Consider the following 13,504-nt stretch of genomic DNA (forward strand, 5'->3'; position numbering starts at 1 on the left):
TCTATTTAGTTTACATCCCACCAAACTTTACCAGTCCAATCATTCTGACCTCCTAGTCTTGATACAGCTTCTAAATAATTTTTCTCATTTTTCTGCATTTCATCATTAGGATAATACAAACGCGTAGGTGTAACACCGCCTGTTTGAGAATCTGAAGCTGTTATTGGAAGTAAATGAGGATATCCTGTTCTTCTCCAATTAGAATATGCTTCTATACTATTGAATAAATACGTAACCCAAAGCTGTGTCCCAATTTGTTCTTTTTCTGTTCCTGCCATCAAAGGTTTAGCACTCAGGTAAGTATTTATATCAGCCTGACTTGCTGCAGGGGCACCATAAATTTCTAACTGTTTTATACCTGCTTCAACTCCTTTTTTATAATAATCTGCCGCAGAACCTGAAACCCAGCCTCTAAAAGCAGCTTCAGCTAATAACAATTGTGACTCTGAATAACTTACATGTAAAAAAGGAGCTGTAATCACCTTTAGGTAAGGTTGAATTCCGGAAGCTGTATTAGAACCGCCCGTAAGATCCCATCTAAAAGTTCCCGGAGGAACTCCTACATATAAATTTTCTCCCGGAGCAAGGGGTCCACCAGCTGGAGTTGCCGTTTTTGGAGTTGCAATCATCGTTAATCGAGGGTCTCCATTATTTCTTAAATAATCAATTAATAAAGAGCTAAAGTGATCTCCATGCTCATCTCCTATAAAACCGTAAGACAATCCATTTCCTCTAAAATCAAGTTTAGAAGGATCATCATTAAAAGGGAAATTCAAATGATGCATAATACAATTGTCTTCATTACTCGCAAAAACTCCGTTTTGAAAAGCGATCTTTGCTTGTTTTTCAGCTTCTGCAGGGCTTACTTCAGAGATTCTCATTGCCAGACGTAAACGCATAGTATTGGCCAGTTTTTTCCACTTTGAAATGTCTCCATTATAAAACAAATCTCCTTTTACCAAACCTCCATTTGCATTCAACTGGACAAAGGCTTCATTCAATTCACTAAAAAAGGAATTGTAGATATCTTGCTGCTTATCATATTTAGGAGTTACAATTCCTTTAGAGAAGCCCAAACCAGCTTCTGAATAAGGTACATCACCATAAATATCTGTTAAACGCTGTGCAATCATTACTTTCATAATCTTACCTACAGCATTCATATTTACAGCGGCAGGGTCATTACTTGTTTTTTCAATAATATCGACAACACTTTTTATTTCGTTAGAATATACGCTTCGCCATAACGCTGTAGCATACTCATCGTTTTTCTTATACTTGCTGCCATATTCTGTTACAGCCCATGAACCCGAATAATGCTGCACAAAACCTCCGGAATATATTAAATTGGTTCTATGTTGATAAAATCCATTTCCAGACATACATAACTGAGTAAATGTAAGCTGACCTGCAGGATTTGGCGATAACGCCACTGGATCTTTTACCAGGTCGTCAAAGTTTTCTGTACAGCCTACTGCCGTAAATACTGAAAGCAGGACTATAATTATATGTTTAATTTTCATCTTTTACTTTTTTAGAATGTAACTTTAATATTAAAACCGTATGATCTTCTTGATGGAAGTGAGCCATACTCAAAACCTTGTCCGTTTCCTGAAGTATACATCGACTCTGGATCAATGTTTGGCAAATCTTTATTGAATGTTAATAGATTTCTTGCAAATGCAGAAATGTAAATTGAATTTATTTTTGCTCCGCCAAAAACACTATTAGGAATAGTATATCCTAAACTTACCTCTCTTAATTTAACATAAGATGCATCATAAATAAATGGTGCCGGTGTGTTTTCACTAACACTGCTCCAATATGCCTGAGGATCTACAGGAGTTGTGTTTTTAACATAGTTCGGATTCTGGGCTGTTCCTGTGTTTACAACTCCATTTGCTATATAACCATCTGTAGGAGTCCAGTTTGCAACATTCAAATTCGGATCGTTTGCAACTGCTATTGCTCTTGCAGCATTATAAGCATCTCTTCCTTCTGTAGTAACATCAAGGAGTCCTTTTCCTGCCGCAACAGAGTTTGTCATAGAATATACATCCATACCAAATTTCATATCCAGTAAAAATTGAAGCGTGATCCCTTTATAAGAAAATCTATTCGTTAAACCTGCCGCCCAATCCGGAAGACCTTTTCCTAAAGCAACTTTATTCTCTGTGTATAACGGAAGACCATTTGCACCTACAATCATTTCACCTGATTCTGTTCTTTGAAAATCTTTTCCAATAATAGTTCCGTATTGTCCGCCAACTTGTGCTACAATTGCAGCTCCGGCCCAGCGAGCTTCAGAAATAGTATAAGTATTAATATCTGGATGCAATGAAAGAATCGAGTTTTTATTTTTAGAAAAGTTTAAGTCGATTCCCCATTCAAAACTGTTTGTTTTTATTGGAGTACCAGATAAGAATATCTCAATACCTTCGTTACGTAATTCCCCTGCGTTTACCGAAAGGAATTCATATCCTGATGTTGCAGAAGAAGCTAAATCAAGTGTTTGGTCTGAAGTATCTTCACGATAAACTGTAATGTCAGCTTTTAATCTGTTTTTGAAGAAAGCCGTTTCAACTCCAAACTCAATTCCTGTTTTCGACTGATAAGTTAAATTAGCATTTGGTGCCGATGTATTCTTAATATTTACAACACTTTGTCCATCGTAAGCAGAATAAGTTGTATAATTTAATGCGTTTTTATAAGCCCCAGGTGCATTAGAAACCTGTGCCCACGAAGCTCTTAATTTTCCATAAGAAAAACTGTCGCTCTGAATACCTAATGCATCAGAAAACACGAAACCTAATGAAGCTCCCGGATAAAAAGCATCTTTCTCGATAACACTGAACCAGTCATTTCTTCCTGTAAGTTCAGCATATAAATATCCTTTGTAATCGAACTTCGCAGAACCATAAACTGAATTTGTTCTTGTTCTGGTTTCTGATGGTGCATTTATAGTCTGATTAGAAAAATTACTGATATATTCTGTTCCTGGTTCAATGATACCTGTTCCAAAACTAGAATTTTCTGACCTTCTAAAATCTCTTCTGCTTGTTCCTAAAATTGCTGAGAAATTAAAGTCTTGAGCTAGTTTAATTTCACTAAAAGTGGCAATTATATCTGTATTCATTTCAGAAACTGTAATATCGTTTAATCCAAGATATCCAGTTTCTCTTGCCGGCCACGTACTTCCAGGTGCCATAAAATCTTTAGCACTAAAAACATAAGTATCTAAACCAGTTCTAAAAGTTAAACCAACCCATTTTTTAAGCTGATATGTTCCCGCAACGTTCCCCATAAAACGGTTTTTCTTAGATGAGTTATGGTTTGCATCTACAGTAAAATAAGGGTTTAATTGATAAATATTATTATTCCACTTATAAACTTCACCAGTCTCCGGATTTCCATAATTTTTCAACCATGCCTGATCAAAATTTGGTGCCAGACCAGTTAATGAATAACCAACATTGTTTGGTGAATCTCCCAAACCAGGTCTGTTTTCTGTAGTTTCTACCATATAATTCACATTAGCATTTAAGGTAAATTTATCTGATTTTAAAGTCGCATTCAAACTTGCATCATTTCTTTCCAGACCAGAACCAGGAACAACATCTTCATTTTTTAGGTTATTATACCCAAAACGAACATAAGCATTCTCGCTTCCGCCAGACAATGCAATTCCGTTAGTTGTTGTAACTCCTGTCTTAAAAAAATCCTGAATATTATTATCTACTTTAGCATAAGGTTTCATGGACCCATCAAATATTTTTATTTGTTGTCCTACTGATTCTGAAAATTTTGGTCCCCATGCCATTGTTGTATAGCCATAAATTTCACTAGGTGCTTTCGTAGGATCTGGCAAAAGTCCATGAGTTCCTGAACCATATTCAGTTTGAAAATCATCATATTTGGCATTTACCCTGTCAAAACTAACACCACTTGTAAGTTCTACCTGCAACTTGCCTTTGCTTCCTTTTTTGGTTGTAATCAAAATTACACCATTTAAAGCTCTTGAACCATATAAAGCAGATGCGGCAGCTCCTTTTAATACCGTCAAACTCTCAATATTGTTTGGGTTGATACTAGAAATTCCGTCCCCATTATCTCTACCATCAAACCATTTACTGGATGCTGCACTATCATTAGATAAACCTGTATTATCTATGGGAACACCATCTATAATATAAAGCGGCTGATTATTTTCGCCAATACTCGAAATACCTCTAATAATAACCCTTGTACTTCCTCCTGCACCTGTCGCAGGGATAGATACATCAACACCGGCAATTTTACCAGAAAGTGCTGTTGCAACATTGGTGGTAATCACTTTGTTTAATTGGTCGCCTTTGATATCCTGAACAGCATAACCCAATTCTTTTTTCTGTCTCTTAATCCCTAACGCTGTAACAACAACTTCATTTAAATTTTGTGCATCTTGAGTTAGCACAACATCTACAGTTGCAGAAGATCCAACTGTTACAGTTTTAGTTTTAATACCGATATACGAAAATACAAGAACATCTCCTGTAGATGCCTGAATCGTATATACACCGTCATAATCAGTTTGACTTGCCGTTTTTGTACCTTGAATAAGAATACTCACCCCCGGCAGCGGCAACCCGTTTTGATCGCTTACCAAACCTTTGACTGTTTTTACCTGCGCAACAGACAATTGCGCCGTAAAGACAACCATAAGGATTAACATAATTTGTTTCATTTTTATCATGGTTTTTGATTAGTTAAGCGATAAATTTATTGTTAAGGGACTGTTAAAAAAAATAATTTATACAAACAGCTGCATTTTTTAAACAAACGACATAAAACATTCAACATTATGTTTTACGAAAACGTTATCCTATTTAAATAAAATATTAATTAGCTTTTTTTACAAAATTTTATTCAAAAGAATTGCGATTTAGCCAGTAATTGTGTAAAGTTGCACAGTAATTACAAAGCTTTACAAATAATAACAAAACGTTAAAAAAAGTTGAACGAAATTCGAAAACTAAAATTTGACATAAAACTTCAAAATCATATTTGGTTTTGGGGTTCTTATTTCACTCTCAACTTTTTACGATGGGGCGCTTACTTTAACGACTATCCGTATTCATTTAAATCGAACTTAATTGAGTTTTCACTTCATATACCCTTAGTATATTTCAATCTTTTTGTTTTAGTACCAAAATATGTCCTTAAACAAAAATATATAACCTATACACTAGCACTGCTTCTAAGCCTCTTTGGAATCTATTTATTAAAAACTGCGCTTACCTATTATATAATATCCGAAAATATCTGGCCGGAAGCCAACAGAGAATATCATCCTTTCGAAATCAACCATATTGTAGCTGTTTGTATTGGCGAATTGTACGTTTTGGCAATGGCATCATCAGTATATCTTACTTTAACCTGGCTTAGGGAAAGAGAAAGAAACAGATCGCTGAGAGAAAATCAGTTTAAAATCAAACTGAAATATCTTGAAAATCAAATTCAGCCGCATTTCTTTTTTAATACATTAAATAATCTTTATGCCTTATCTTTAGAATCTTCAGATAAAGTTCCGGATGTAATTATTAAGCTTTCTAATTTGATGGAATATGTGCTGTATGATGTAAAAGGAACCAAGTTTGTACCACTGATAAAAGAGATCGATTATATTCAAAATTATATTGAAATTGAAAAGCTTCGCTTTGATAATGTGGAAGTTACCGTAAATTTAGAATCAAATATTGAAGACATTGTAGTTCCGCCTTTAATATTTATTTCATTGGTCGAAAATGCTTTCAAACATGGCGGAGTCAATAATAATAACTTTAAAATTAAAATCAATTGTAAAGTTATTGACAATAAAATGTTAGACTTTGAAATCTTAAATAATTTTGTAATTTCACAAAATGTTAAGTCAAAAGGTGGCATTGGTTTAGTTAACACAAAGAAGAGACTAAAATTAATTTACAAGAATAATTTCAGTTTAAAAGACAAAATAAAACTGAATTACTATATAATTCGTTTGCAAATACCTATCCATAATGAAAATTAAATGTGTACTGATTGATGATGAACCCTTAGCAATCAAAGTGCTGCAAAATTATTTTAACAATTTTACAGATTTTGAAGTTATCGGCACATTCAATAATTCTTTAGAAGCTCTGGATTTCATAAACAGCACTTCTGTAGATGCCGTTTTTTTAGACATTAATATGCCCATGATGACTGGTTTTGAGTTGATAAGCTTAATCGAAAACAAAACCAAAGTTATCATCACAACCGCTTTTAGAGAATTTGCTGCAGAAAGTTACGATCTTGATGTCTTAGATTACTTAGTAAAACCTATTCCGCTTCCGAGATTTATCAAATGCATTAATAAAATTACAACCGAATTCAATTTAAAAAACAATATTAAAATTGATGTTGCCAAAGGCGACTCACATATTTTTATTAAAGTTGATAAAAAGATGATGAAAATTAATATTGAAGAAATTCTTTTTATCGAAGGAATGAAAGAATACATAAAGGTTGTAACACCTGATAAAACCTATATTACGCATAAATCTTTGACTTCATTATCTGAAGAATTGCCCGCAGATCGCTTCTTACGCATCCATAAATCCTACGTTATTGCCTTAAATAAAGTCAAATCTATTGAAGGAAATCGTATTCAAATTCAGTCTTATACCATTCCAATAGGAAGAAATTATAGTAAAGACGTAAAAAACAGAATTCTCGAATAAAACTTTAACATTTATAACTCTATATAAATTAACACATTGTTGAATAAATAAGGTTGTTCGTTTAAATTTAACATTATTTTCGATCAATAATTTTTTTTTGATTCATGTAACAAATATATTTACGGTCTTCAAAAAACAATTTTATTAAAAAATTAACCTTATTACAATTATGAGTTCAGAAAATGTTCAAACCAAATGGGGACAATTTATCCCACTAGTTATCGTGTTCTTCTTTTGGGGTTTTGTTGCTGCCAGTAACGATATCTTAATTCCTGTATTTAAAACGGCTTTTAATTTATCTCAAGGAGAAAGTCAGTTAGTTTCGTTAGCATTCTATATTGCTTATACAGTAGGATCCTTAATATACATGGGAATTTCAGTATTAATCAAAGAAGATTTAGTCAACAAAATTGGCTACAAAAACGGTCTATCATTAGGATTACTTATTTCTGCAATCGGAACATTATTATTTTACCCTGCAGCAAATACAGGTTCATTTCCTTTAATGCTTTCAGGTTTATTCATAGTAGCTTTAGGATTTTCATTACAGCAAACTGTTGCTAATCCGTTAGCAATTGCTTTAGGACCAATATCTACAGGTTCTCAGCGTTTAACATTAGCTGGTGGAATCAACAACTTAGGAACTACAATTGGACCACTAATCGTAAGTTTTGCGATCTTCGGATCAAGTACAGGATCATCAACTTTAAGTATCGAAAGTGTAAAAATTCCTTATTTAATTTTAGGACTTGCTTTCTTATTAGTTGCTATACTACTTAAATTTTCATCTTTACCAGACAAACCAGCTCTTATCGAAGAAGAAATTGCTGCTGATGGTGCTAATGCAAAAAAATCAGCTTTACAATACCCTCAATTAATAATGGGTATGATTGCGATCTTCCTTTATGTTGGTGTAGAAGTTTCTACAGCTAGTAATTTACCAGCATACATGGAAAGCAAATTAGGATTCTTAACTCAGGAAGTTGCTCCATATATATCTTTATACTGGGCGAGTTTAATGATCGGACGTTGGACAGGTGCAATTGAAGCTTTTACAGATAAAGCAAGCTTACAGCAAATTTTACGTTTCGTAGCTCCTTATTTAGCTTTTGGTGTATTCTTAGCGGTAAATGCAATTGCGAAGCACGACTTAACTCCATTTTATATTTACGGATTAATCATTTTAGTATTAATTGCTGCTGATATTGCAAGTAAAGGAAACCCTGCAAGAATGTTATTAATCTTCTCTTCTTTAGGTATTGTTGCGATCGCTATCGGAATGGCGACAAGTGGAATTGTAAGTGTTTATGCTTTCACAAGTGTTGGTTTATTCTGTAGTACACTATGGCCATGTATCTTTACACTTGCTGTAAGCGGATTAGGAAAAAACACAAGCCAGGGAAGCAGCTTCTTAATCATGATGATTATGGGGGGTGGAGTTATCAGCTGGTTACAAGGTTTTGTATCTGAATTCATTGGTATCCAGGCAAGTTACATTGTTGGTATCGTATGTTTCTCTTACCTTGCATTCTATGCTTGGAGCGTAAGCGGAATCCTTAGAAAACAAGGAATCAATTTCGACAAAAAATTATCTGGAGGTCACTAAAATTTCAGAAATACCCATATAAAAAATCCAAATTCCAATTTTACAATAGGAATTTGGATTTTTTATTTACAAAAGAAAACTCAATATCTCAGTATCTCAGCAACTCAGAACCTAGCAACTTTATTTAGCATTAATAACATTACTCAAGTTCTTCTTAAAAATTTCTCTATTCTGTTCTGATATTTGATAAACAACATCTTTATCTGCATGAACAACAACTTTATCAATATTTTCTGCTGCAAGCGCTTGCGGGTCTTTAATTTTTAAAGTGCAGGCTCCGTCAAAAAAACCATCGTCTTCGATAATTTTTCTTGCATCGATGGTAGTTCCGTTACTTAAAACAGCCGAAATTGTCATTTCTTTATTTAAGGTTTTAGAATAAAATCCGTCCATAACAAGAAGCAGTCGATATGAATTTTTTATTTCAGGGCCTTTAAATTCATGCCTTGTAATATTATACCTAAGTCCTTTGGCTAAAGGCTGAAATGCCAGAGAACAATCTAATTCAAATGTCGCTACATCGCCGGCATCATTTACACTTTTCAATATTTCAGCTATCTGTGCATTTATTGAAATACTAGCAAAAAAAGACAAAATTACCAATATCACTTTCATAATCAACAATTTAAGTTTTATATAAAAGTAAAAAAAATCGCCTTTTCTCGTTAGAAAAAAGACGATTTAATTTTTATAAGTATCTAAGGATTACTTGTTTCCTTTTTCGAAGTCAGCAACAAACTGAGCTAAACCGATATCAGTTAACGGGTGTTTCAACAATCCGTAAATTGCAGAAAGAGGTCCAGTCATAACATCAGCACCAATTTTAGCACAATTTACAATGTGCATTGTGTGACGTACAGATGCAGCTAAGATTTGAGTTTCGTAACCGTAGTTATCGTAAACTTCTCTAATTTCCTGAACTAAGTTTAATCCGTCAGTTGAGACATCATCTAAACGACCTACGAACGGAGAAACATAAGTAGCTCCAGCTTTCGCAGCCAAAAGAGCTTGTCCTACAGAGAAAACAAGAGTTACGTTAGTTTTAATTCCTTTATCAGAAAAATATTTTGCAGCCATAACTCCTTCTTTAGTCATAGGCAGTTTTACAACGATTTGGTCATGTAGTTCAGCTAACTCTTCTCCTTCTTTGATCATTCCATCATAATCAAGAGCGTTTACTTCAGCACTTACATCACCTTCTACAAGGTTGCAAATGTCAACATAATGCTTTAAAATGTTATTTTTTCCTGTAATTCCTTCTTTCGCCATTAATGACGGATTTGTCGTTACACCATCCAAAACACCTAAAGCTTGTGCTTCTTTAATTTGATCTAGGTTAGCTGTGTCAATAAAAAATTTCATAATTTATTTAAGTTTAAATTGTGTTGATTTGTTTTAAGTGGTCTGCTTAAAATTTTTAAATTAAGAATCTTAAGCAAATGCAGCTGCAAAATTACAAAATCAATATCAATAACGATTTCAAAATCAAAACCAATTTGAAATTATATGTTATAAATAAAAAAATATTTGTGTTTTAGAGCTTATAATGATTCATTAACATTTTTTCATACACTTTATCCGGAAGCGCACGTTTTAAAACAATCGAAAATTTCTGCATGAAAACACCCACTTTATAATGAATTTTTGGTTTGTCTTTTTGTATGATTTTAAAAATAGCCTCTGCCATTTCATTTGGGTTACTTCCCGCATCAACATGTTCGTTCATGCTGGCAAGCGTATCTCCATATACTTTTTCGTAAGCAGAACCTTTTAAAACTGGCGCATGATAACGTCCAGATGCAATATTGGTTGCAAAATCACCCGGAGCAACATTTGTAATTTCAACTCCAAATTGCTTTACTTCCATCCTTAAAGCTTCAGTAATTAATTCCAAAGCTCCTTTTGAAGCCGAATAAACACTTCGGTAAGGCAGTCCCATATAAGCGGCAATCGAAGTAATATTAATAATCAAACCAGATTTTTGCTCACGCATTTGTGGCAAAACAGCTTTCATTACTTCAATTGGGCCAAAGAAATTTGTTTCAAAATTGTTTTTGATTTCTTCCATAGGAATTTCTTCCAAAGGTCCGGTAATCCCAACTCCGGCGTTGTTAATTACAATATCTAATCTTCCAGAAGTTTCAATAATTTTGGCAACAGCTGTTTTAATGGAATCAGCATTTCGAACATCTAAAGCAACTAATGGAAAAACTGAATTTAAAACTTTTTCAGGATTTCTGCTCGTTCCGTAAACAACGAAACCTTTTGCATGCAAAAATTCTCCAATAGATTTTCCAATTCCCGATGATCCTCCTGTAATTAAAACGACTTTATTCATTTTGAGTTTTGAGTTATAAATTATGAGTTATGAGTTTGATGCAGAGAAATCTTTTTACTTCTAACATTTAACTTCTAACACTACGAAAGGTCCAAAAATAAAAAAATCCTCCCGAAGGAAGACTACTTTTATACAAATTCTAAAAAATAAAAAGTGGCAAGCGACCTACATCGCACCGCTCAACCACGTACCCTTGCTATGTTCCCATCCTGGGGGAGTCTGCAGGAGCTGGTCGTGTAGGACTTGCCGGTGCAAATATACAATCTTTTTATATTTTTGCAAGAGCTTTGCTGCTATAAAAATATCGTTGTATATTGGCTTATTCAAATTTTAAACTATGAAAAAATATAACTTCCTAACTGTCATTTTATTAGGAATTACATTAATTGGATGTAACGGTACAAAAAAAGGTGAAAATTCTTTATTTACTATCGATGATTCTGCTTTTCCAGCGCATTTTCTGCCAAAAGAAGCGGTTTCAATTGGAATTTTAAACCCAAATTCGAAAGAAATCGACAGCATTGTCTACTTTGTTAATGACAAAAAAGTAGGAACTACAAAAGGTGCTGAAAAATTTAAATTTGAGTTAAAAGATCAAAAATTAGGTTACCAATACTTAAAAGCAACTGCTTATTTCGGAAGTGATTCATCTGATGCGACAAAAAGAATTGAAGTTGTTTCTGATGTTCAGCCAAAAGCATTAAAATTTAAAATAGTAAATACTTTTCCACACGATCCAGAAGCTTTTACTGAAGGTTTAGAATTTCATGATGGTGTTTTATTTGAAAGTACAGGTCAAAAAGAAGATTCATACTTTAGATCTGTTGATTATAAAACCGGAAAAGTAATTAAGCAGGTTGATCTTCCTAAAGAATATTTTGGAGAAGGAATTACTTTTATCAATGGCAAATTATTTCAATTAAGCTGGCAGGAAAAAACTGGTTTCATTTATGATGCTAAAACTTTCAAGTTAGAGAAAACTTTCAAATACGATAAAGATATTGAAGGATGGGGAATGACGCATGATGATAAATATATCTATCATTCTGATGGTACTGAGAAAATCTGGAAAATGGATCCAAATACTCAAAAATTAATTGATTACATCAATGTGTATTCTGGTTCTTCAAAAATTAAAGCTATTAACGAATTAGAATTAATCGATGGGAAATTCTATGTAAACGTTTGGCAAAAAGATGCAATTGCGGTTGTAAATCCAACATCTGGTGCAGTTGAAGGAATATTAAACCTTTCTGATTTGCGTAAATTTATTAAAGCTCCAAAAGCAGAAGTTTTAAACGGAATTGCTTATAATCCTCAAACTAAAACAATTTTTGTAACAGGTAAATACTGGGAAAAAATGTTTGAAATCACAGTTTCAGAATAAAGAAACATTAAAAATAAAAAACACGAATTTCACAGATTTCACGGATTAGTTCGTGATAATTTGTGAAATTTGTGTTTTATAACATTCTCAAAATACTAAATCTATATAATGATTACTTTAATTAAAAACATAAAAGAACTGCTTCAAGTCCGTGAAACTTCTGTTTCTAAAGTTTCGGGAGCTGAGATGGCAGAACTTCCTACGATTAAAAATGCTTTCTTAATTATAAAAGACAATCTAATTGCTGATTTTGGTTCGATGGAAAATTTACCCGAAATCAAAGTTGATAAAGTTATTAATGCTGAAGGTCGCATTGTTCTTCCTACTTGGTGCGACAGCCACACGCATATTGTATATGCAGGAAATCGTGAGCAGGAATTTGTAGACCGCATTAACGGATTTACGTATGAAGAAATCGCCAATCGCGGCGGCGGTATTTTAAATTCGGCTAAAAAATTAAACGAAACTTCGGAAGAAGAAATTTATGAACAGTCAAAACTTCGTCTTGAAGAAGTGATGCATTTAGGAACCGGAGCCGTAGAAATAAAATCCGGTTATGGATTAACTATTGAAGGCGAATTAAAAATGCTTCGTGTAATTAAAAAACTGGCCGAAAATTATCCAATTTCTATAAAAGCAACTTTTCTTGGTGCACACGCTTTTCCAACACATTATAAAGAAAACAAAGCTGGTTATATTGACGAAATTATAACCAAAATGCTTCCAGAAATTGCTAAAAATAAATTAGCAGATTATGTCGATGTTTTCTGCGAAAGCGGTTATTTCTCCGTAGAAGAAACAGAAAAAATTATGCAGGCCGGAATAGAATTCGGCTTAAAGCCAAAAATTCATGTGAATCAGTTTAATTCTATTGGCGGAATTCAGGCTGGCGTTAAATTTAGCGCACTTTCTGTCGATCATCTGGAAATAATGAATCCAGAAGATATTGAAGCTTTAAAAGGCACAGAAACGATGCCGGTTGCTTTACCGTCTTGTTCTTATTTTTTAAGTATTCCGTATACGCCAGCACGTGAAATGATAAAAGCAGGTTTACCTTTGGCATTAGCAACAGATTTTAACCCTGGTTCTACTCCATCCGGAAATATGAATTTTGTTGTGGCAACGGCATGTATTAAAATGAAAATGACTCCGGAAGAAGCTATAAATGCCGCAACAATAAACGGCGCTTACGCAATGGGGCTTTCTGATACACACGGAAGTATTACAAAAGGCAAAAAAGCCAATTTAATTGTAACAAAACCAATTTCATCTTACTATCAAATTCCTTATGCTTTTGGAAGCAATTTGATTGAAGATGTCATTATTGATGGAGAAATCATATAATATAACATTTTCAAACATTTCCCGTGGTTTCAACCATGGGAAATGTATCGCAAAACACGCTTTCAGCCAAACACAAGAAAACTTAAGACATA

At 33.6% G+C, this 13,504-nt stretch carries 10 protein-coding genes and 1 other RNA gene; 5 read left to right on the plus strand and 6 right to left on the minus strand.

Annotated features, from left to right (window positions below; genetic code table 11):
* Positions 1-5 precede the first annotated feature (5 nt).
* Positions 6-1,523, minus strand: a complete 1,518-nt coding sequence (locus J2Y38_RS00605; protein ID WP_309838599.1) for a SusD/RagB family nutrient-binding outer membrane lipoprotein — start codon at positions 1,521-1,523, stop codon at positions 6-8.
* A gap of 11 nt (positions 1,524-1,534) precedes the next feature.
* On the minus strand, positions 1,535-4,723 hold the full coding sequence (locus J2Y38_RS00610; RefSeq protein ID WP_309838601.1) for a SusC/RagA family TonB-linked outer membrane protein: 3,189 nt from the start codon (positions 4,721-4,723) through the stop codon (positions 1,535-1,537).
* 270 nt (positions 4,724-4,993) lie between these two features.
* Here J2Y38_RS00610 and J2Y38_RS00615 point away from each other — a divergent pair, with 270 nt between their 5' ends.
* From J2Y38_RS00615 to J2Y38_RS00625, 3 genes are all read left to right on the plus strand, one after another.
* The gene (locus tag J2Y38_RS00615) at positions 4,994-6,046 is read left to right on the plus strand and encodes a sensor histidine kinase (RefSeq protein ID WP_053470163.1); all 1,053 of its coding nucleotides are present in this window, start codon (positions 4,994-4,996) and stop codon (positions 6,044-6,046) included.
* On the plus strand, positions 6,036-6,737 hold the full coding sequence (locus J2Y38_RS00620; protein ID WP_053470164.1) for a LytTR family DNA-binding domain-containing protein: 702 nt from the start codon (positions 6,036-6,038) through the stop codon (positions 6,735-6,737). Before J2Y38_RS00615 ends, J2Y38_RS00620 begins: the two co-directional genes overlap by 11 nt.
* 169 nt (positions 6,738-6,906) lie before the next feature.
* On the plus strand, positions 6,907-8,343 hold the full coding sequence (locus tag J2Y38_RS00625; RefSeq protein ID WP_057121150.1) for an MFS transporter: 1,437 nt from the start codon (positions 6,907-6,909) through the stop codon (positions 8,341-8,343).
* A gap of 120 nt (positions 8,344-8,463) precedes the next feature.
* Here the strand turns inward: J2Y38_RS00625 and J2Y38_RS00630 are convergent, their stop codons facing one another.
* From J2Y38_RS00630 to ffs, 4 genes are all read right to left on the minus strand, one after another.
* A complete protein-coding gene (locus tag J2Y38_RS00630) occupies positions 8,464-8,958 on the minus strand; it encodes a hypothetical protein (protein ID WP_309838608.1) in 495 nt (164 codons plus the stop codon).
* A gap of 90 nt (positions 8,959-9,048) precedes the next feature.
* Positions 9,049-9,705, minus strand: a complete 657-nt coding sequence (fsa, locus tag J2Y38_RS00635) for a fructose-6-phosphate aldolase (RefSeq protein ID WP_053470166.1) — start codon at positions 9,703-9,705, stop codon at positions 9,049-9,051.
* A 172-nt stretch (positions 9,706-9,877) separates the two neighbouring features.
* Entirely contained in the window at positions 9,878-10,681 is an 804-nt protein-coding gene (locus J2Y38_RS00640; protein WP_309838611.1) for an SDR family oxidoreductase, read from the minus strand.
* 151 nt (positions 10,682-10,832) lie between these two features.
* Positions 10,833-10,930, minus strand: an RNA gene (gene ffs / locus J2Y38_RS00645) — signal recognition particle sRNA small type.
* Between the two features lie 88 nt (positions 10,931-11,018).
* Here ffs and J2Y38_RS00650 point away from each other — a divergent pair.
* Both J2Y38_RS00650 and hutI read left to right on the plus strand, forming a co-directional pair.
* A complete protein-coding gene (locus tag J2Y38_RS00650) occupies positions 11,019-12,068 on the plus strand; it encodes a glutaminyl-peptide cyclotransferase (protein ID WP_309838613.1) in 1,050 nt (349 codons plus the stop codon).
* Between the two features lie 108 nt (positions 12,069-12,176).
* Positions 12,177-13,412, plus strand: a complete 1,236-nt coding sequence (hutI, locus tag J2Y38_RS00655; protein ID WP_309838615.1) for an imidazolonepropionase — start codon at positions 12,177-12,179, stop codon at positions 13,410-13,412.
* Positions 13,413-13,504 lie beyond the last annotated feature (92 nt).

This window comes from Flavobacterium sp. 2755 (assembly GCF_031455715.1).
GTDB lineage: Bacteria > Bacteroidota > Bacteroidia > Flavobacteriales > Flavobacteriaceae > Flavobacterium.

Bases quoted from the DNA above. Each gene is read 5' to 3' on its own strand.
- J2Y38_RS00640 (WP_309838611.1), bottom strand. From the start codon at position 10,681: ATGAATAAAGTCGTTTTAATTACAGGAGGATCATCGGGAATTGGAAAA.
- J2Y38_RS00610 (WP_309838601.1), bottom strand. From the start codon at position 4,723: ATGAAACAAATTATGTTAATCCTTATGGTTGTCTTTACGGCGCAATTG.
- J2Y38_RS00620 (WP_053470164.1), top strand. From the start codon at position 6,036: ATGAAAATTAAATGTGTACTGATTGATGATGAACCCTTAGCAATCAAA.
- J2Y38_RS00625 (WP_057121150.1), top strand. From the start codon at position 6,907: ATGAGTTCAGAAAATGTTCAAACCAAATGGGGACAATTTATCCCACTA.
- fsa (WP_053470166.1), bottom strand. From the start codon at position 9,705: ATGAAATTTTTTATTGACACAGCTAACCTAGATCAAATTAAAGAAGCA.
- J2Y38_RS00650 (WP_309838613.1), top strand. From the start codon at position 11,019: ATGAAAAAATATAACTTCCTAACTGTCATTTTATTAGGAATTACATTA.
- J2Y38_RS00605 (WP_309838599.1), bottom strand. From the start codon at position 1,523: ATGAAAATTAAACATATAATTATAGTCCTGCTTTCAGTATTTACGGCA.
- J2Y38_RS00630 (WP_309838608.1), bottom strand. From the start codon at position 8,958: ATGAAAGTGATATTGGTAATTTTGTCTTTTTTTGCTAGTATTTCAATA.
- hutI (WP_309838615.1), top strand. From the start codon at position 12,177: ATGATTACTTTAATTAAAAACATAAAAGAACTGCTTCAAGTCCGTGAA.